We start from the raw sequence: 19,652 nt of genomic DNA on the forward strand, positions 1-19,652 counted from the left end.
GCAATCCTTTCCGGCGCCAGGAGCACGTCAGCGACGTGCTAGTCCCGCAGCCCGATCCATTGTGTTAACGGTACGGACTTGCCTTCCGCCGCCTGGAGGGTCTTGTCGGTCATCGTCTTGACATCGTCCAACGTGACCTCGCGACCACCCAGACCGCAGATAAAGCCCAGCACCGGCGGCTTCGGCCCTTTGCCCGGATACAGCGCGGTCCTGACTTCGGTGGCGACCACGCCGCTGAGGTAGGGCGAACCGAAAGAGAAGTCGCGGTCGACGACTCCGACGGCCTTAAAGCGGCTCAGGCACTTGGCCAGTTCTTCCGCCGGGAACGGCCGGAACCAGCGCAGGCGAACAAAGCCGACCTTGATGCCTTTCTTGCGCAGATCGCGGATCGCGACGTGCATCGGCATGGACATGGTTCCCATGCCCAGCAGAACGACGTCGGCATCCTCGGTCATGAACTCCTCGAAGAACGGGTTGCCGTACTTGCGCCCGAAGATCTTCTCGAAGTCGGCATAGGCTTCGCGAATGACCTGCTCGGCACGCTCGGTTACGGCATAGTTCTGCTTGCGGACTTCCATCACCCAGTCCTCGTTAACCTGGGGAGCGATGGAGATGACATTGTCCGGGTGCATCAGCAGATTGCCGCGGTCGTAGCGGGGCAGGAATTTCTTGACCTGCTCGGCCGAGGGAATCTTGATCAGCGACTGCGAGTGGGTGAGGAAGGCGCCGTCGCAACTGATGGCGCAGGGCACCAACATGCGGGGGTCTTCCGCCACGCGGTAGGCGATGAGGGTGGTGTCCAGGCACTCCTGGCCGCTGTCCACCCAGGTCAAAAGCCAACCCAGGTCGCGGACGGCAAGAGCGTCGTTGTGTTCGGTACCGAAAGCGCCCGGATCGTCCAGCGCCCGGTTGCCCACCATGGCGATCATGGGAACGCGCAGGGCCGGAGTGACGGTGAGCGCTTCCATGGCGTACATCCAGCCCACGCCGCTGGAGCCGCAAAAGACGCGGGCGCCGCAGATGGAGGCATGTTTGACGATTTCGAACTGTGAGTGTTCGCCTTCCGCCACGATGAACTCGCAGTCCATCTCCCCGTCTGCATTCAGTTGGGTGATGAACTGCATGACCGTGTCGTAAGGGCGAATCGGATAAGCCGTGACCACGTCCACGTCAGCCAGCTTGCAGGCGATCGCCATGGCTTCGGAACCCGTAATCAGGGCTTCCTGTTCGACTTGTTTTTGTTCTGCCACTGCCATTGTTGCCATACGAATCTCCTTCTAAGCTAGCCTTTTTGGGCGATTTCCAGGGCTTTAACGGCCTGATCCTTGTACTGTCCCTTGAAGCGGTAGCCGTGCGAGCGCTCGGCTGGAGGCGGAACCACGACCTTGTCCAACATGGCCTTGTAAGCGGCCTTGTCCTTGCGGTACGCCGCGTACTGGCTGGCGCTGTCGGCAAATGCCGTCTCCGGAACCATGCGAATGCAATCGGGCACCGGGCAAACCGCTTCGCAGATGCCGCAACCGCAGCACGCGCCGAGGTTGGCGTCGTACGTGCCCTCGGAGGTGACGTCGAACGACCCATCCGGGCAGTTCAACCAGCACAGCGTGCACTTGGTGCAGGTGGCAAAGTTGACCACCGGACGCATGGTGCGCGTGGTCGCCTTCTTGAGCTGTTCATTGCGCGCCGGGCGGAAGCCACCCAGTTCCTTGGTGACCGGGTCGGGATACGGACCGCCTTGCGGCTGGCCGGGGATGGAAACGCCCAGGCGCATAGCGGAGGAACCGATCAGATCGAAGTGCGCCAGTTTTTCCGCATTGCCGGTTCCCGGCTTGACTTCGATGCTGGAGAACTTGTCGTAGCTGGTGTGGGCCGAGGTGACCTTCAGCGTGTTCTTGAGCTTCTCGCTGATGAACTTCTCCAGCGAGGTCAGCTTCATCAGCTCCGGCAGCGCCTTGGCAATCGCGCCCAGCACCCGGACATCGGTGTGGTCGTCTTTGAAGACCCACATGCCGGAGAAGCTGGTGACGCCGCGGACGACGCCAAGCTTGTACGGTTTATCGTTCGTGTGGAGCGCCTTGAGCAACGTCGTCGGCTGCTCCAGGGAGGCGACGATCAGGGTCGCACCTGGCTTCAGGTGCTCGGTCACGGTCTGCACGCCGTACCAGCCCCAGGACTCGATCCCTTTGCAGAGCGTGTCGTCCAGGACTACGGTGACGTCGGTGTGTTTGGGCTCGTACTGAGCCATTCCTTTTTCCAGGGTCTCATCGTCGGTGGCGACGATGGCAAAGCTCTTGGCGGGAATGCCGTTCCGCTCCGGGCTGTCCCCGTAACGGCCAAAGGAAAGGCCTGGTTTGCCCTCATTGTGGGCGGCCAGGACGATCCCGCGGCATATGTTCTTCGCCAGAGTCTTTTGAAAGACCCCACGGTAGATAATTTCGATGGCAAATAGCTGGCCCATCTGGCGACCTCCATTCATTTATGCTGCTTAAGTACTAGATCCGTAACTTCGTCCAGGTGCTGGCACATGGCGGCTTCCGCCGCTTTTGCGTCACCCTGGCATAACGCGGTAAAAATGCGCTTGTGACCTGCAAAAGACTTCTGCGGCCGTCCCTCCACCTGCATGTTGCGTTCGCGGCTTTCCCGAAGCAGGTCCATCAACACATCGATCACGTGCAACAGCACGGAGTTGTCGGCAGCGGTGGCGATGGCGTAATGGAACTCCGAGTCTTCCTCGATGGCCGGGTCGTCCTGGCTCAGCTTCTGGCTTTGGCGGCGCAGGATCTCCTCCAAATGAGCCAGTTGTTCGGGGGTAATGTGCTGAGCGGCACGGGCCGCGATGGGCGGCTCGATCATTCGGCGGACCTCGAGCAGTTCGGCCAGGTGCTTCCGCTGGCGCAACAGGATGGCGGTGAGTGGGTTGACCAGCGCATCCGGGGAAAGCTGTCGGACAATGGTCCCGGCGCCCTGACGGGGCTCCACCAGCCCCATCAATTCCAGCCTGCGCATGGCATCCCGGATAGAACTGCGGCTGACTTTGCACGACAACGCCAGTTCGCGCTCCGAAGGGAGCTTGTCGCCGGGCTTCAGCTCCTGGAGGATGAACTGCTCGAGCTTGCGCGCGACTTGGTCGTAGACCTTGTCTTTGCGGATAACCTCGAAGGTGGGTTTGGGCGTGCTAGCCAAAGGGCGAATCCAAGTGGTCTGATAACCTGACCACCTCGCCAATTCTAGGCAGGCAGGAAACTTACGCAGTGACCAGCGTCACCATTAGTTGTGACGTGGGCTGGGATGGGAACGGAGTGTGGGGCTGCGTCAGTCGCGCGCCAGCTTCACCCGGCGCTCTCCTTTGCCGGCGTTAATGGTGCGCAGGACAGAAGCGATGTCATTGGCCACCATGTAACGGGAGGTCTTGACGCCGCGCTGGCCGAAGGCGAGGAAGCGCAACTCGTCGCGGGCGGTCACCGAGGGCGGCACCAGTTCGCGGGCGGCGGCGCGCAGGTGCCCTTCCGAAATCGGCTGGCGGGCCTTGCGGGCGCGGCGCGCCGCTTCATCCACCACCATCTTCAGGTCGCTGGCCGAGTAGCCGGGCAATGTATCGGCAAACGATACAATATCAATGCCCGCGCACTGCCGCCGCCCATAAAGATGGAAGCGCAACATGGCGGCGCGGGCGGTGGCGTCGGGCGCGGGGACGTAGATGAGCTTGTCGAGGCGGCCGGTGCGGATCACGGCCGGATCAATCTTCCACGGCTCGTTGGTGGCGGCCATAAGCACGATCCGGCGCGACGCGCACGATTCCAGCTGCTTGAGAAACTCGCTGACCTCTTCCGAGGTGTGGTGCTGATGGGCGCCCAGCGCTCTCCGCGCCGGCACCATGGCTTCGAACTCATCCACAAACAGGAGGGCGGGCGCGTGCTCGGCAGCGGTGTCGAAGGTTTCGCGGATTTTCAGAGTCGTGTCGTGAATGAAGGTGCTGCCGATCTCGGAGGGAAAGACTTCCTTGAAAAAGTAGTTCAGTTCCTCGGCGAGCTGGCGGGCGATGTAAGTTTTGCCGCAACCCGGCGGGCCAAATAACAGAATGCCATTGGGGATGGTGAGACCGTACTCCTTCAGCTCTTCCGGGTCGCGCAGCGCGGAAACCACTTCGTCGTAGAGCAGCGCCTTGAGTTCATCCATGCCCGCCACCTTGGCGAGGCCGCGCTCGGTAGGATTTGGGACAACGTCGGCCTTGGCGGTCGGCTGCGGCGGCGGCTTGGGTCCGGGAGCGGGTGTGGCCGGGGCGCGACTCGCATCTGCCACAGGCAGGCAGATTTGGGGCGCCTCGGCGGCAGCTTCGGTGCGGACCGGCGCGGCGGGAGGGTCGTCTGGAGTTTCGTCGCGCGCCGACGCCCAGCGCTGGACCCAGATGGGCATCGGGCCCATCACCTCTTCGGCGCACAGATTGCAGAACGTATGGTTGGGCGGTTCGCATTCCCACGCCTCATGACGGAACGTCATGCCGCACTTGGAGCAGGTGTGCTCGTGAACGGAGGCGCCGTCATGGGAAAGTTCGCCAGTGCTGCCGCCGGTCATCAAGACGTCGGGATTGACTCTGGCGACGGGAAACTTCAGGCGCGCGTAGGCCTGCTCAATGCGGATGTGATCGCGCTCGGAGAGCATGCCGTTGAGGAGCGCGGCAAATTTCTCCGCCGCCGCCTGCGGAATCAGTCCCCAGGCTTCCTGGAGGAGGGGTCGGATGGCGTCGCCGAGAACGGATTGGAGCGAGGCCGACCACGGCTCGAACAATCGCTCTCCAGATTCATAGTGAAATCCGCCGACCTCGACCAGGTCGGACAGCCAAGCGTAGTCAGCGACGGCGTGGCGGCGTAAGCGTCGCCTGACCGCCTCCAGCGCGCGCTCGTAGCGGTCGCAAGTGAAGAAAATGGTAGCCGAGCCCACCGGCACAGCAGGTCCGGATTGCGTAGTCCGAGCCATAGCCCTCTCTTATGGCATACCGAGGAAATCTTGTCTGTGACGCGTAATCCTCTTCCCTGCGGCATCTCTCGTCGCTGCCCGGGGGCCTTCAGCGCGACGTTGTCGCAGGCTGCAGCAGCGCCGCCATGGGATTGGCCGGTCCACAGCCCTTGCCAATGGCGAGCCCGTTGCGAATCGCGGTAGTAATAAATTCCTTGGCGGCGGCAACGCTCTCCTTCACGCTGCGCCCGTGCGCCAAGTTGGCGGCAATCGCCGAGGCGAAGATGCACCCCGTGCCGTGGGTGTGCTTGCTGTGGAAGCGGTCGGCGCGGAATTCGGTGAATTCGCGCCCGTCATAGAGCAGATCGGCGGCGATGCCCGCGAGATGCCCTCCCTTGATCACCACGTTTTCCGGTCCCAGGTCGCGGAGGGCGCGCGCCGCTTCCTTCATCCCCGCCAAGTCGTGAATCTCGCGACCGACCATCGCGCCGGCCTCATGAAGATTGGGTGTAACGACGGTTGCCAGGGGCAGCATTTTCGATTTCAACTCGGCCACCGCCTCAGCTTTGAGCAAGTGCGCGCCACTTTTGGCGATCATGACCGGGTCCACGACCACGCGCCGCAGTTGGTGGCGCGCAATGGCGGCGGCCACGGCCTGGATGATGGGAACGTCGGCCAGCATGCCGGTCTTGACCGCGTCGCAGCCGACATCGTTGATGCAGGCGTCAATCTGCAGGGTGACGAATTCCGGCGCGACCTCGAGGATCCCGAGTACCTCGCTGGTGTTCTGCGCGGTGAGCGCGGTGATGGCGGTCATGCCGAAGGCGCCCAGCGCGGACACAGTCTTCAAGTCGGCCTGGATTCCCGCGCCGCCGCTGGAATCGGAGCCGGCGACGATCAGGACGCGCGGAATGCTTACACGCGCCATTGCTCTTGTTTCCATGACATCTCCCAAAACTGGAACTCGTAGCGGCTGCTGGTCAGGAACACTGCTTCCAACTTCTCTAACTGGCGCTCGGGCAAGCCGGTCGCCACCTCGTCCATCAGTTCGCGGCACCAGCGCGCCAAGTCGGCAAACTCGGAGGACGAATACATCGCGATCCACTTGCGGTAGCGATGGTCGGCAGGGGCGGACAGCTTGGCAAGCCGCAACCCGATCTCGCTGAAGGCCCACATGCACGGCAGCAGGGCCGCGACCAGTTCGGCGTAATCGCCGGTGGCAGCCACGCGCAGCAGGAAATCGGAGTAGGCGCGCGTGGTGGGCGCAAGGGCCTCGCGCTCCAATTCGGCGGTGCTGATGCCGAACTCGGCGGCGTAGGCGCGGTGCAGGCCCATCTCGGTATTCACCGTTTCGTTGAGCAGGGCGGCGAATTTCGCCATCATGTTCAGGGCGGGAGTGCGCGCCGTGGCCAGCGCCACTACGCGCGCATACTCGATCAGAAAGACGTAATCCTGCCGCACCCAGAACTTGAAGCGCTCCAGGTCGAGAGTGCCGTCGCCGATGCCGCGCACGAACGGGTGCAGGTGCTGCGCCTCCCAGATGGACGCGACTTTTCGTTGCAGGCGCTCTGTGAATCGCTCCGCCATAGCCTGCCAGACTTGTACCACTCCGGCAGTGCGGTCGCAACGGCGGCGCACGATGCAAGCCGCGGCAGTATCAACGCGGGACCACGATGGCCATCCACTATGACAAGCGATCTCATCGGTGCTGACGGGTTGGGACAGGGGCTATAGCCCGGAACGTTTTCAACATGGCTGGAGAGGAGCGCTTTACAGCCGCTGTCCCGAGAACGCAATGTTCTGAATTCGGAACAGCAAGAAGCGAGTGCTGTTTCCTGCGGTCGAAGCACTGCCCTTGGAGCGGTAATGTGCATTAGCGAAGTTCTTAAACTGCTTCACGCAAGCGTCCTGCCAAGTCAGGGCGTTGCCAAATCACGACGGATTCGAGTGCAGCACGCACGCCGGTATAGGCTTCTGTCACCGATCGTACCGAAGGCTGCCAGAACGGCAACAACCACGCGATGTAAAGCTGCACGATCGCGACACCGGCAAGCATCCTGGTTTGAAGCGCCAAGGTCAGCAATTGTCTGCCGGCTTCCCGGATGCGAACTTGGTCGCTGTTCTTTGCGGTCTGCGCGAGCCGGATCAATATGCCGGCGTTGTGAGCGGTCAGTTGCACGTATTCGCAGGCAGCCAAGCACCGCGCCCGCCGAACACGCCACACTGCGGTTCTCGGCAGGTGCGCCGTCAAATAGGCATCCTCGTCGGGATTGATCACGTTCCGGAACGCTGGCAGGTCCACGGGGCAGGTGCGGCCCAACAGTTGTTCCGGGTCCATGACTTGGGCCGCAAACCCGCGTACCACATGACCTAAGCCGATGGTGATGAACAGTGCGACAAAAACCAGGACCAATACGACTATCATTTCGTTAGTAACTCCAACAAGGCTTGGTTCCACGCGGCCAAGCTGTTTTCAGGAACTGATTTCAGTGGAACCGGTTCTTTTTCTTTGCTGAAGAAGTATGCTACCCAGACCAACATCCCACACGAGTACGCCGCGGGACTGATGAGCCGGTACGGTCCGGAAGCGATCATACCTAAATTCACTCGGGCCGCTCCGGCGGCAAGCTCCACGGTATTGTATAAAGCAAATCCAACTAGGGCGCCGAAAGCGTAATGGTTCCAACGCAGCGCCAGTGCTGACGACATGACCATGGCAAAAATGATGAGACCGGCTTTCAGAATGGCCGCGCCGACATGGACGGCCAAAAGGCCTGCCAGGAGACGGCTCGAGTCCGCCCCGGGTACTGACGCCGCGACCGTCACCGCTATGAGAACGCAAACCGCCGTAGCCCACCGGAAGAGAACGTCTTGCAATACACGAAGTCCTTCGTAACCGAGGAAAAGAAGGCTGTACAGTTGATACAAGACAGCAACCACCAGCAAGACATCAATGACCTCGCCCGTCCAATAGGCTACAAAATACAGCTTATACGCCTTGGGGTCACTGACGGTGAAGAGGACTGCGGCTTTAACAATTTGGAATGCCGTATAAACAAAAAACGCGGGGCAAACGTGCCACAGCCTGCGTCTGCGTGCTTGCAGTAGCAAGAGAATTTGCATGACCGGTCCACTGAACCAAAGGGCCAACGCAATGAGACGATCCCAAGTCATGAGCTGCCGAAGAATATTACGATTTTCGGCAGCTCACAATGGGGCATACTACTCGCTTTTCACCGCAACGGCGCGTGCGCCGGTGGCACCGGCGCCGGGCAGTGCGGATTGGAGAACGGGTCACAATCAGCCGGAGGACTTGTCCCGTCGGCCAGTGCGGTGGTTGACAGGCAAGCGGAAAGCAGCATCACGGCAAGCAGAACGCGCAGCAGATTTTTCACGGTCAATCTCCTTCGAAAATTGGCTTGACCGTGCTAATCTGCTCCCCGAGCAGGGAGTTAGACCGACTTGTAGGTAGTTGTTCGAGTTTCGGAAACTAGAACAGATATGGTTTTCTTGTCGGCTTTGCAGGATTTTGTGGTCAGAACTCTCGGAAGTTTTTCCGGGCCGCTATCGAAGCTTGCTTATATCGGCGAGTTGCGCCGTGGTGGCGATTACGAGCACTGGGGATTGTCTCGCGCGCACGGCGCTTCGGCAGCCCAAGCCGCGATCTCCGATGCCCACACACAAATTTGGCTGGAGGTGCTGCGCACGCCTTTGGCCTCGCTGTCGGAAGAGACGCAGTCCCTGCCTAACGGAAATCCTGCCGCCGATGCGGTGGCCGGCTTGCAAGCACAACAGGGGAAGCTCATTCCGCCGGATACCGCGGGCGGCGGCAAACGTCATTTCAATTCAATTCTTTTGGCGCTCTCCCTGCTCTCCCGGACGACGAAGGGATCCAGTCGACGAGCCTCATAGCCACGCCTACAACCTGCCCGATCACCTCCGCTTCCTGCTGGTCCTTCAGCACGCGCGGCTGGACGGGAGAGAGCGGATGAGGCTGTAAGACAAGCTGATTCTGACGCAGGGCGCACCAACAGCAGACGTGTCCTTCTCTCGTCTCCACAAAGTACATGGGGCGCTCGTATTCGGAACGCCACATGCCCTCGCAAACCTTGTTCCTGGCTTCATCGATTTGAACAAAGGAGCCGGGAAGCAGCAGCGGATACATGGTGAAGTCCTCGGCGCCGATGTATCCGTAGGTGTAAGGGCTTTGCGCCAGTTGTTGCAGGAAAATGAGAGGAATACCGCCCCATTTTTCAATCATGCGGCCGAGATTGGAGGTCTTGCGGATATCAAAACCCGGGTCCAAACGGACCGGAACTTGCACTTCACCCGCGCCTACATTGGCGCGGAGGCGATGTGTTTTCGGCGGCTCAACCACGCTCAGGTCCTGGGCTTGCTGCTTAAGATCCACCCCGTACCACGACAACAGCGCCTCCGCACTGATGCGGTAGATGACGGAGAAGGCGTATAGCCTGTAGATGCTGGGAAGAATCCCTTTGGTCTCGATGTCCGACAACCGGCTCAGGGGAATGTTGTATTCGTCGATGCCATACTTCGCCGCCAACCGCGCGCTCGCGGTCTCCACGTCCCGGATCGTGAGTCCGAGCTTTTCCCTGGCCGCTCGCAGCTTCTGTCCCGCATTCATGTCCTCTCCCAAGTGGCGCATATTAGACTCCAGCCGTGCCCCCTTCGACAAGGGAAACTGGAGCCAGTCCCAGGTACTTTTTTCTTTCCAATTCCGGTGAGAAGCAGTAAGTATCCTCCGGCAGAGCCGGAGGCTTTACGGGTCGCGGGCCCCTCAAAGGGGCCTGATCGCGACCCAAAGTCAAAACCGCTCGCTCCAGGCAGTACGGGTGAAAGCTGTGCGCTTGCAAAACCGCCACGCACACCGGCAGAGCCGGGGGAACTCCTAGTTGCATTAGCCTAGCCGGTTTGCGTAGCTCGACGGGAAGGAGAGAACTTGGACATCAGCCAGATCCTAGAAGAACTGCGGCGCGAACGCGACCGCGTCCATGATGCCATCGCTGCATTGGAGAGGATCACGACTGGGGCGGAAGTTGGGGGGCCGCGCCGACAGAACGGAAGACGCCGGCGGAGGAGACTGACGCCGGAAGGACGGAAACGCATTTCCGAGATGATGAAGAAACGGTGGGCAGAGCGGAGGAGACGGGCGAAGGCTGCCTAGCCACGAAACCGGTTTGTTCTAGAATCAGAACATTTTTCGCTTCGGGGCTCAATCCGCTCCGTTCCGGGCATAATCCGCCGCAAATCCAGCAACGGATCATGCTCCTATGAACAACGAGTTAACGCGACTTCGCAAGCGGCGGGCATCCCTGGATCGCGCCATTGAAGCTTTGGAACAACTGGAAAAACTCGTGACCAGCGGCACACCCTCCGAACGCATGGCCGGACGACCGCAGCCAGAAAAGAAGCGCGTCTTGGCGCCCGAACAGGGGAGTTCATCGTCCCCGGCAGGCGCAACCGTCTCTCGGCTCAAGCCACGTCGGCCGGGAACCAGTGGCGAGTCAACTGAAAACCAACCCGCGAAAAGCTGAGCGGAGACTTGTCATCGGCGCCCAGTCGCCTTGATGGGTTTGGGCATCGGCGCCTCACCATGAAATTTGCGAACGAGCGATCTGTTGTAGTAGATTGCGGAAAAGTTTGAACCGACGGAACTCCCCTCGCGAGGCTATCGATTGCCACAGCGGCACGAACCAAGGGGCGCCACTTCCGTCTTGCGTTGGTCCCATCTTGCCATGGCGACTGTGGTGTGCCTTGGTACAGCGGCCAGCCTTGTGCTGTGCGCCGCCCCGGCGCGGGCGCAAATTTCTCCCGGACTGCTCTCCCGACCGCACAGCTTCCTGAACGGCGACACCAATTGCACCAGCTGCCACCGCCTCGGCGGTCAAGCCACGTTCAAATGCCTGGAGTGCCACACCGAAATCGGCAGCCGGATTGCCGCCGGGCGCGGCTTTCACGCGCGCATCGTGGCGAAAGAGGCCGGCAGCCAGAGCTGCGCCGGTTGTCACTCCGAACACAACGGCGAAGAGTTCGCGATCATCAAATGGGCGCCGTCGCAACAGCAGTTCGATCACGGGAAAACCGGTTGGGCGCTGACGGGGAAACATGCTGCGCTGAGCTGCAACCGCTGCCATACGCCAGCCAACATCGTGACCGGCGAGAAGCCGCTGATTAAGGTCAAAGACCTGAGCCGAACCTATCTGGGCTTGTCCTCCGATTGCGCCGGCTGCCATAAAGATCCGCACCTCGGGCAACTGGGCCGCACCTGTGAGCAGTGCCACAGCACCAACGACTGGAAGGCGCTGGCAGGCTTCAATCATGCGCGCACCCGCTTCGCCCTCACCGGCGGCCACGCGCGCGTCGCCTGCCAGAAGTGCCACACGCCGACCGAGCCGGGCGGAGTACCGCGCTGGAAGGGTCTCGCCTTCGATCGCTGCACCGCGTGCCACGCGGACCGGCACCGCGGAACGTTTGTCAATTCCTGCCAATCGTGTCACAGCACCGTCACCTGGAAGTCGGTACCGGCGACGACTCTGGCGGGCAAATTTGACCACGCAACGACGAAGTACCCTCTACGGGGCAAGCACGCACTGTTGGGCTGCGAGCAATGCCACGCGGCGGGAGATTTCAAAAAGCCGATCGCCTTCCAGCAATGCTCCGACTGCCATCGTCCCGATCCGCACAGCGGGCAATTCGCCCAGCGCGCGGACGCCGGCGAGTGCTCATCGTGCCACACCGTGGAGGGCTTTAAGCCGGCTAAATTCGGCCTCGCCGACCACAACAAGACCTACCCGCTGCAGGGCAAGCACGCTTCGGTTGGTTGCGAGAAGTGCCATCTCCCGGCGGGCAAGGCGACGCTGTACCGCCTCAAGTTTGCCCAGTGCACCGACTGTCATCGCGATGTCCACGAACGGCAGTTCGCCACCGCTCCCATCCTGAATCGCTGTGAGTCGTGTCACTCGTTGCAGGAATTCCGGCCGTCAACATTTACTCAGGCGCGCCACCAGAGCTCGCGTTTTCCGCTGAGCGGGGGTCACGTGGCGGTCGCCTGCAGCGACTGTCATCGACCCCTGGGAGGGCCCGGCCTGGAAAGGGTGGCGCGCTATCGTTTTGAGGACCGCTCGTGCACCACATGTCACCGCGATCCGCATCGCGGGCAATTTGCCGAGCGCATGCGGATGGTCGCCGGCAACGGCAAGCCCGCCGGCTGCCAAGCCTGCCACTCCTTGGCCTCCTGGAAAGAATTGGCGGGCTTCGATCACGCCTCGACGGAATTTGCCCTGCTGGGCGCGCATCGCGCCGTCGCCTGCGCCGATTGTCACCGTCCGCCCAACCTGGAGACCACGCTGGCCGACGTTAACTTCGGCGTGGCACCAAGAACATGCGAGGGTTGTCACCGGAGCCCCCACGGCGGGCAGTTCGTGGTGGCCGGGGTGGCGGAGCAATGCGCCTCGTGTCACAACAGCAACAAATGGAAACCCTCGCTATTTGATCACAATACCCGCACTCGCTTCCCGCTGGAAGGGGTACACAAGAACGTGCGCTGTGCGCGGTGCCATAGCAGTACCAGGCTGGTGGATGGCGACGAAGTGTTGTTCTACAAGCCCACGCCAAGGGAATGCGCGGCCTGCCACGGCCCTGCCGTGACGCCAACTTCCGCCACGGCGGCCCGCCGCTAACCCTCAGATTCACAACGGGATTTTGTCCCGGACGGGTTTAAGGAGTTCTTAGTAGTGGAAACTGGCTTGGGTAACTTTTTCTCGATTGATGTGAAATTTTCGCGGCTGGGGCGGAAGCAATCGCGGTGCGCTTACATCACACACCTTTGTGAGGTGGCCACCAATACTGCGTGTTCCGCGATCTTCCACAAGCGCTTCGAATTGTGCCAGTTCGCGGCCCGGGAATTGCAGTGCTGCTCTCCACTAAACCTTCCCTCGGGGTGCACTTAGGGAGCAGCTGCAACGCTGGGCTGAATCTAGAAATTTGATTCCAACTGGAGAGTGGAAGTTGCTTTCGATGCTAGCACTGCAACTAGTGCTGCTGGTGGCGCCGGCGATAGGCAGCCCGGCACCGCCACCGCAAACCGCTCCAAACACACGCAGTCCCCACGGCGCGCTGAATATTCCCTGCCAGAATTGCCACACGTTCTCAGGCTGGAAGCCCATTCGCAGCATGCCCGAGTTCGATCACAGCAAAACCCGCTATCCACTGCGCGGCATGCACAAGAACGTGGCCTGCGTGGAATGCCACAGCAATGCCGTGTTCACCAACGTCGGGAACAAGTGTGCCGACTGCCACGCCGACATCCATCGCCGCCAGATGGGGGCGCAGTGCGAGCAGTGCCACAGCGTGAACGGTTGGACGGTATCGCTCAAGTCCATCAGCGAGCACCAGAACCGCTTTCCGCTCATCGGAGCGCACGCGGTCACAGATTGCGAGTCCTGTCATAAAGGCGCCGCGGTGGGACAGTTCAAGGGGCTGTCCACCGATTGCGTCAGTTGCCACATGACCACGTTCACCAATACGAAGTCTCCCAGTCACGTGGCCTTGAACTTCTCTACAAACTGCCAGCAATGCCACCGGTCGATGGACTCGTGGGCAGGAGCGACCTTCAATCACCTGGCTTTCACCGGCTTTGCGCTCACCGGCGCGCACGCCACCCTGGACTGCAGTGTGTGCCACGTCGGCGGTCGCTACCAGGGCACTCCGTCGAACTGCACTGGCTGCCACCTCAAGGACTACAACGGCGCCAAGGATCCTAATCACGCCCAGATCGGCTTCCCGCAGACCTGCTCGCAATGCCACAGCACCGCTACCTGGCTGGGAGCAACGTTCAATCACGCGATCACCGGGTTCGCCCTCACGGGAGCCCACGCGAGCTTGAGTTGCTCGTCGTGCCACACCGGCGGAACGCTGACGGCAGCCAACACCACCTGCGTGTCCTGCCACCTGACGGATTTCCAGAAAACCACGAATCCCAACCACGCGTTGATCGGCTTCCCAACCGACTGCTTGTCGTGCCACAGCACCACCAATTGGCAGGGGGCAAAGTTTGACCACTCGACGACGGGCTTTGCGCTCACCGGCGCGCACGCGAGCCTGAATTGTTCGTCATGCCATACCGGCGGAACGTTGACTGCAGCCAGCACGAACTGCGTGTCTTGCCACCTGAAGGATTTCCAGGGCACTACGAATCCGAACCATGTGGCGGGCGGATTTGCGCAGCAGTGCAACCTCTGCCACACGACGACCGCCTGGCAGCCGGCCACGTTTGACCACAGCAAGTCGGGCTTCTCGCTCACCGGCGCGCATGCCACCGTCGCCTGCGCGCAGTGCCACGTGAACGGAAACTACAACCTCACGTCGGCGGCGTGCGCCACGTGCCACCTGACGGATTTCCAGAAAACCACGAATCCGAATCACGCGTCGGTCGGCTTCCCGACGGACTGCTCGGTCTGCCACAACACCACGAACTGGCTGGGGGCGACGTTCAACCACTCGACGACCGGCTTCCCCCTCACCGGCGCGCACGCGAGCCTGACTTGCTCCTCGTGCCACACGGGTGGCTCATTATCGGCGGCCAATACGAACTGCGTGTCCTGTCACCTGAAGGATTTCCAGGGCGCTACGAATCCAAACCACGTGGCGCTAGCGTTCCCACAGCAGTGCAATACCTGCCATACGACGACGGCATGGCAGCCCGCGACCTTCAATCACGCGACGACGGGCTTCCCGCTGACCGGCGCGCACGCCACCGCCACCTGCACTCAGTGCCACACCAACGGAAACTACAACATCACCTCAGCAGCCTGCGCGACGTGCCACCTGAAGGATTACCAGAGTACGACGAATCCGAACCACACGGCCGTCGCCTTCCCCCAGACCTGTGAGCAATGCCATAGCACGACGAACTGGCTGGGCGCGACCTTCAACCACGCGACGACGGGCTTTGCGCTCACCGGCACGCACGCCACCCTGGCTTGCTCGTCGTGCCACGGAGGCACTCCATTAGCGGCCGCCAATGCGGCCTGCGCGTCCTGCCACCTGAAGGATTACCAGGCTACGACGAATCCGAGTCACGTGGCAGTCAGCTTCCCGACGGACTGCTCGCAATGCCACAGCACCACCAACTGGTCGGGGGCGACGTTCAACCACGCGACGACGGGCTTTGCGCTCACCGGCACGCACGCCACGCAGGCTTGCTCGGTGTGCCACGCAGGCACCCCATTAACGGCAGCCAACGCGGCGTGCGCGTCCTGCCACCTGAAGAATTACCAGGGTACGACGAATCCGAATCACGCCGCGGTCGGCTTCCCGACGGATTGTTCGTTGTGCCACAGCACCACCAACTGGTCGGGGGCGACGTTCAACCACGCGACGACGGGCTTTACTCTCACCGGCGCGCACGCCACCCTGAATTGCTCGGCGTGCCACGGCAGCACCCCATTAAGTGCCGCCAACACCACCTGCGTGTCCTGCCACCTCAAGGATTACAACGGGACGACGAGTCCGAACCACGTGACGTTAGCGTTCCCACAGACGTGCGAGATCTGCCATACCACCACGGTGTGGCAGCCGGCTACGTTTGACCACAGCAAGACGGTGTTTCCGCTGACCGGCGCGCATACCAGCGTGGCCTGCGCCCTTTGCCACATCGGAGGAAATTACACCACCACGCCCACTGACTGCTATTCGTGTCACAAGGCCGACTACACGGGCGTCACCAACCCGAACCACATCGCGGCGGGATTCCCCACCACCTGCCAGACGTGCCACACCACCACCTCGTGGGCCGGCGCAACCTTCAATCACACTTGGTTCCCGATCCCGCACCACAGCGCGAAGCTGTGCAGCGACTGTCATACCAACCCTTCCGATTACACGGTATTCGTGTGCACCAGTTGCCACACGCAGGGACCGACGACCTCGGAGCACTCCGGGGTCAAGGGATTTGTCTGGAACAGCGCGAATTGTTATGCCTGCCACAAGAACGGTGGCGGGGGGTAATCCAGCGGGAGTTGGGGAGCGTATCGATGAAGTTTAGACCTGGCACTTACTACTGTTCGCGGAGCACGCGGGCAAGGCTGGCAACGCTGACCTGCATGCTCGCGATGGCGACGGCGGCGTCCGGCCAGCAGGAGTCCTCTCCGGCCGAGCAGACGCAACAGGTGCAGCGCCTGCCGCCAGTATCAGCAGCCGTGCAAACGGTGGCAAAAGCGCCGGAGTCGCAGCCCGCGACACAAACCGTCTCGCAGCCGCAGACAGTGGAACAAGCCCTCCCGCAGCCACAACAAGACTCGCCCGTCGTGCTCCCTCCCTCGGGTCTCCATGTGCAGACGATGTTCAAGGTGAAGTACGTCGCCGAGCACAGCGTGTATCTCAATGGCGGGCGCGCTGCCGGCCTCTCCGAGGGCATGAAGCTGACAATCAGGCGTCGCGCCCAGCGCAGCGATGCGGCCAACGCGAGCGGCGCCGTGGACACTGCCGAGCTCGAGGTCGCCTCCGTGGCTTCGGCATCGGCGGTGTGCGAGGTGAAGAGCACGACGGCGGAGATTCACGCCGGCGATATCGCTTACCTCTCCGCGGCGGACGCCGAAACGCTGGCGCAAACGCGCGCCACCGGCGGAGCGCGCAAGTATCCCCAAGTGGTGACGTTCAGCGAAGGAGATCCGTTGGAGGAGGAAGTGCGTGACGAAGTGCCGCGCCCACCGTTGCCGGAAGTGAATCGCGCGCGCGGCCGGATCGGGTTGGATTTCAGCGGGATCAGCAGCCGCGGGTCGGTGGCGTCCAGCAGTTACCAGCTCGGAGGCGTGGTGCGCGCCGATGTGACCCGCATCGGCGGCAGCTACTGGAACCTGAGCGGATACTGGCGGGGCCGCCTCAACAACAGCTCTGCTCCCGGGCAACCCACGCTGTCCGATCTGATCAATCGCACTTATCACCTCAGCCTGAGCTACAACAACCCGCAATCGAAGTGGGTGGCGGGCGTGGGCCGGCTTTATCTGCCGTGGGCCAGCAGTCTGGACACGCTCGACGGCGGCTATATCGGACGCAAGCTCGGGCACGGCGCGACCGCCGGCATCTTCGCCGGATCCACTCCCGACCCGACCTCTTGGGATTACAACCCGGACCGCCGCATCGCCGGTTCGTTCATCAATTTTGAGGGTGGCAGTTTCGACTCCGTTCACTACACCAGCACCTCCGGCATGGCGATGAGCAGCATCGGGTGGGTGCTGGAACGCCCGTTCATCTTCTTCGAAAACGGGATCTTCTATAAGCGCTACTTCTCGGTGTATCAATCGGCGCAGGCCGACGATCCGCGCCCGGTCCCCAGAGTCGCCAGGGCCGGGGCCGGTCTCAGCCGCAGCTTCATTACGGTCCGCTTTCAACCGCACCCGCGCATCTCTTTCGACCTGAACCACAACTACTTCCGCGACGTGCCCACATTTTCGCAACAACTGATCGGCACCGGGCTGGTGGACAAATTTCTGTTTCAGGGGCTAAGCGCCGGGGTGCGCGTGGAAACGGTGCGGCACATCACCTTGTACGCCGATCTGGGACGCAGCAGCCGCAGCGGCGATCAGCGGAATTCCTGGAACGAACTCTACGGCATCACCTGGGACCGCATCTGGATAACGGGACTCCGGGCCGACCTGCGTTTTTCCAAGTTCGACAGTTCCTTCGGCTCAGGTAGCTATCGCTCGCTGGCGTTGTCGCGCAACGTTGGCGAGCGCCTGCACTGGCAGGTACAGGCCGGCCGGCAGACCTTGGTGTCCAGTTTCACCGGCCAGGGCGCATCGCGTTTCGTGAACGGGTCGGTCGACGCCACCTTCGGACACTACTTCCTCCAAGGCGATTACACCGCGCAGCGCGGCGCCCTGTTTGACTACGACCAGTGGATTATGACTTTCGGCTTCCGCTTCGATAATCGCTCCCGGATGGGAGGCGTGAAATGACCTTCGCCCGCCTCCTTCTCTATCCGCTCATGCTCTCGCTTGTCCTGCCCGCTTCCGCTACCGACGCGCTGCCGCCGGACCTGCTTGCTCGCACCCGTGCCCAGGTCGAAAGTTTCCTCAAGCTGTTCTCGGAGGTGCGCTGCACGGAAGTAGTCACGCAGACCAAGCTGGCGAAGAACGGCAAAGTCGAGCACCAGGAAAAATCGACCTATGATTACCTGGTTCTGGCGCAAGAATCGGGATCGTATCTGAACCTGCAGGAATCGCGCCTGGAACAGCAGGCGCCGCAAAGGAAAGCCAATGTCCCGCTGCTGGTGACCAACGGCTTCGCTACCCTGCTGCTGGTGTTTCATCCTTCCTACCAGGACAGTTTCGAGTTTTCTCCCCCGGAAACCGAGGTCGTCAACGGGCAGACGCTGGCCCGCATTGCATTCCGCCACATCCGCAACAAGCCGACGACCATGGAACTGGTGCTGCGCGGCCGGGAATATCCCCTCGACATCACCGGGAGTGCCTGGATTGATCCCGCTTCCGGCAGCATCGTCCGCATCGAGGCGGAACTGGCGCAGGCGATGGATGACATCGGTTTGCGGGTGCTGCGCACCGATGTACAATACGATCCAGTCCACGTGCGGGGTGTGGATGATTCGTTGCGCCTGCCGTCGCTGGCGACGGTCGAGGTGCAAACTGCGCGCCAGCACTGGCGCAACATTCACCGCTTCAGCGGCTACCAGCATTTCTCCGTGGATGTAGAGGAGACCGTGAAGGCCCAAAAGTGAGTTCGACAACGATTGCACAGCCCGCGGCGCAAACCTCAGCGTCGCTCAGCGGCCACCGGCTGCGCCTGCTCGCCGGCTACGCCGCTGCCGTGACCCTGATCGTGACTCTGGCGATCTACGGCGCCGATTACTACACCCTGGACATCACGCAGCGCCCGTTCTCGCCCAAGTACGCGCTACTGAAGCCCAGCGGCGTCATCGGCATTAAGCTAGGCTTGCTGGGCTTGAGCCTGTTCTTGATCATCTTCCTCTATCCGCTGCGCAAGCGGTGGAAATGGTTGTCGCAGCAGGGAATCACCAAGCACTGGATGGATTTTCACGTCCTGTGCGGTCTGTCAGCTCCGTTCGTGATCGCCTTCCATGCCTCGTTCAAGTTTCGTGGCTTCGCCGGCACGGCGTTTTGGATCATGAGCGCGGTCGCGCTCAGCGGAGTCATCGGCCGCTACTTGTACAGCCAGATACCGCGCCGCGTGACGGCGGCGGAGCTATCGTTTAAGGAAGCGCGCGATCTGCAGGAGAAGTACACGGCTCAGCTTTCCTCGCAGCGCCTGATCCGTCCATCTTATTTGCGGGCGCTGTTTAGCGTCCCCACCGAAGAGCAGGTGGCGCGGATGCCCATCGTGGTGATGTTGGCATACATGGTAGGCCTGGATTTGCTGCGGCCGTGGCGCATCGCTCGCCTGCGGCGCCGTACCTTGACCAGGTGGCAATCGGTCAGCAGCCTGGGCGGCCTGTTGCGCACCACGAACCTGGAACTCGAGCAAGCCGTGGACATTGCCCGTGCCCAAGCTGCCCTGTCCAAGCGCCTGACCTTTTTCTCGCGCGTGCAAAAGGCGTTCCATCTCTGGCACGTCGTGCACAGGCCGTTCAGCTACACATTTGCCGTACTCGCCATCATTCACATCGCGGTCGTGTGGCTGTTGGGGTATATCTGAGGGGCCGG

Annotated in this window: 16 protein-coding genes; 6 read left to right on the top strand and 10 right to left on the bottom strand. The window is 61.7% G+C overall.

The window, feature by feature from the left end; all coding sequences use genetic code 11:
* Positions 1-38: 38 nt before the first annotated feature.
* The 9 genes from LAN64_10990 to LAN64_11030 all read right to left on the bottom strand — a co-directional run bounded on the left by LAN64_10990 (position 39) and on the right by LAN64_11030 (position 8,348).
* Entirely contained in the window at positions 39-1,256 is a 1,218-nt protein-coding gene (locus tag LAN64_10990) for a pyruvate ferredoxin oxidoreductase (GenBank protein MBZ5568361.1), read from the bottom strand.
* Positions 1,257-1,282: 26 nt separating this feature from the next.
* Complete coding sequence (locus LAN64_10995; GenBank protein MBZ5568362.1) at positions 1,283-2,458, bottom strand: (4Fe-4S)-binding protein; 1,176 nt, start codon at positions 2,456-2,458, stop codon at positions 1,283-1,285.
* A 14-nt stretch (positions 2,459-2,472) separates the two neighbouring features.
* Positions 2,473-3,183, bottom strand: coding sequence for a FadR family transcriptional regulator (locus LAN64_11000; protein ID MBZ5568363.1), 711 nt, complete (start codon positions 3,181-3,183; stop codon positions 2,473-2,475).
* 129 nt (positions 3,184-3,312) lie between these two features.
* Positions 3,313-4,974 (bottom strand): ATP-binding protein, encoded by a 1,662-nt coding sequence (locus LAN64_11005; GenBank protein ID MBZ5568364.1) that lies wholly within the window; start codon positions 4,972-4,974, stop codon positions 3,313-3,315.
* An 88-nt stretch (positions 4,975-5,062) separates the two neighbouring features.
* Positions 5,063-5,866 (bottom strand): bifunctional hydroxymethylpyrimidine kinase/phosphomethylpyrimidine kinase, encoded by an 804-nt coding sequence (gene thiD, locus LAN64_11010; GenBank protein ID MBZ5568365.1) that lies wholly within the window; start codon positions 5,864-5,866, stop codon positions 5,063-5,065.
* Positions 5,867-5,868: 2 nt separating this feature from the next.
* Positions 5,869-6,540 carry a thiaminase II gene (tenA, locus tag LAN64_11015; GenBank protein MBZ5568366.1) on the bottom strand — a complete coding sequence of 224 codons (672 nt, stop codon included), beginning with the start codon at positions 6,538-6,540 and terminating at the stop codon, positions 5,869-5,871.
* Positions 6,541-6,838: 298 nt separating this feature from the next.
* A complete protein-coding gene (locus LAN64_11020; protein ID MBZ5568367.1) occupies positions 6,839-7,378 on the bottom strand; it encodes a hypothetical protein in 540 nt (179 codons plus the stop codon).
* The gene (locus LAN64_11025; protein ID MBZ5568368.1) at positions 7,375-8,076 is read right to left on the bottom strand and encodes a hypothetical protein; all 702 of its coding nucleotides are present in this window, start codon (positions 8,074-8,076) and stop codon (positions 7,375-7,377) included. Before LAN64_11025 ends, LAN64_11020 begins: the two co-directional genes overlap by 4 nt.
* Before the next feature lie 110 nt (positions 8,077-8,186).
* The gene (locus LAN64_11030; GenBank protein ID MBZ5568369.1) at positions 8,187-8,348 is read right to left on the bottom strand and encodes a hypothetical protein; all 162 of its coding nucleotides are present in this window, start codon (positions 8,346-8,348) and stop codon (positions 8,187-8,189) included.
* A 115-nt stretch (positions 8,349-8,463) separates the two neighbouring features.
* Between LAN64_11030 and LAN64_11035 the strand changes: the two genes are divergently transcribed.
* Positions 8,464-8,865 carry a hypothetical protein gene (locus LAN64_11035; protein ID MBZ5568370.1) on the top strand — a complete coding sequence of 134 codons (402 nt, stop codon included), beginning with the start codon at positions 8,464-8,466 and terminating at the stop codon, positions 8,863-8,865.
* On the opposite strand, the gene LAN64_11040 is transcribed toward LAN64_11035, so the two are convergent.
* On the bottom strand, positions 8,795-9,619 hold the full coding sequence (locus LAN64_11040; protein ID MBZ5568371.1) for a helix-turn-helix domain-containing protein: 825 nt from the start codon (positions 9,617-9,619) through the stop codon (positions 8,795-8,797). The genes LAN64_11035 and LAN64_11040 overlap by 71 nt on opposite strands.
* 1,090 nt (positions 9,620-10,709) lie before the next feature.
* On the opposite strand from LAN64_11040, the gene LAN64_11045 reads away from it, so the two are divergent.
* The 5 genes from LAN64_11045 (at position 10,710) to LAN64_11065 (ending at position 19,644) form a co-directional block, all read left to right on the top strand.
* Positions 10,710-12,653, top strand: a complete 1,944-nt coding sequence (locus LAN64_11045; GenBank protein ID MBZ5568372.1) for a hypothetical protein — start codon at positions 10,710-10,712, stop codon at positions 12,651-12,653.
* A 337-nt stretch (positions 12,654-12,990) separates the two neighbouring features.
* On the top strand, positions 12,991-15,981 hold the full coding sequence (locus tag LAN64_11050; protein MBZ5568373.1) for a hypothetical protein: 2,991 nt from the start codon (positions 12,991-12,993) through the stop codon (positions 15,979-15,981).
* Positions 15,982-16,007: 26 nt separating this feature from the next.
* On the top strand, positions 16,008-17,930 hold the full coding sequence (locus LAN64_11055) for a hypothetical protein (GenBank protein MBZ5568374.1): 1,923 nt from the start codon (positions 16,008-16,010) through the stop codon (positions 17,928-17,930).
* Positions 17,927-18,709, top strand: a complete 783-nt coding sequence (locus tag LAN64_11060) for a hypothetical protein (protein ID MBZ5568375.1) — start codon at positions 17,927-17,929, stop codon at positions 18,707-18,709. Before LAN64_11055 ends, LAN64_11060 begins: the two co-directional genes overlap by 4 nt.
* Positions 18,706-19,644 (top strand): hypothetical protein, encoded by a 939-nt coding sequence (locus LAN64_11065; GenBank protein MBZ5568376.1) that lies wholly within the window; start codon positions 18,706-18,708, stop codon positions 19,642-19,644. Before LAN64_11060 ends, LAN64_11065 begins: the two co-directional genes overlap by 4 nt.
* Positions 19,645-19,652 lie beyond the last annotated feature (8 nt).

This window comes from Terriglobia bacterium, assembly GCA_020073185.1.
Classification (GTDB): Bacteria; Acidobacteriota; Terriglobia; order Terriglobales; family Acidobacteriaceae; genus JAIQGF01.

Bases quoted from the DNA above. Each gene is read 5' to 3' on its own strand.
- LAN64_10990 (MBZ5568361.1), bottom strand. From the start codon at position 1,256: ATGGCAGTGGCAGAACAAAAACAAGTCGAACAGGAAGCCCTGATTACG.
- LAN64_10995 (MBZ5568362.1), bottom strand. From the start codon at position 2,458: ATGGGCCAGCTATTTGCCATCGAAATTATCTACCGTGGGGTCTTTCAA.
- LAN64_11005 (MBZ5568364.1), bottom strand. From the start codon at position 4,974: ATGGCTCGGACTACGCAATCCGGACCTGCTGTGCCGGTGGGCTCGGCT.
- tenA (MBZ5568366.1), bottom strand. From the start codon at position 6,540: ATGGCGGAGCGATTCACAGAGCGCCTGCAACGAAAAGTCGCGTCCATC.
- LAN64_11020 (MBZ5568367.1), bottom strand. From the start codon at position 7,378: ATGATAGTCGTATTGGTCCTGGTTTTTGTCGCACTGTTCATCACCATC.
- LAN64_11025 (MBZ5568368.1), bottom strand. From the start codon at position 8,076: ATGCAAATTCTCTTGCTACTGCAAGCACGCAGACGCAGGCTGTGGCAC.
- LAN64_11040 (MBZ5568371.1), bottom strand. From the start codon at position 9,619: ATGCGCCACTTGGGAGAGGACATGAATGCGGGACAGAAGCTGCGAGCG.
- LAN64_11045 (MBZ5568372.1), top strand. From the start codon at position 10,710: ATGGCGACTGTGGTGTGCCTTGGTACAGCGGCCAGCCTTGTGCTGTGC.
- LAN64_11050 (MBZ5568373.1), top strand. From the start codon at position 12,991: ATGCTAGCACTGCAACTAGTGCTGCTGGTGGCGCCGGCGATAGGCAGC.
- LAN64_11055 (MBZ5568374.1), top strand. From the start codon at position 16,008: ATGAAGTTTAGACCTGGCACTTACTACTGTTCGCGGAGCACGCGGGCA.
- LAN64_11060 (MBZ5568375.1), top strand. From the start codon at position 17,927: ATGACCTTCGCCCGCCTCCTTCTCTATCCGCTCATGCTCTCGCTTGTC.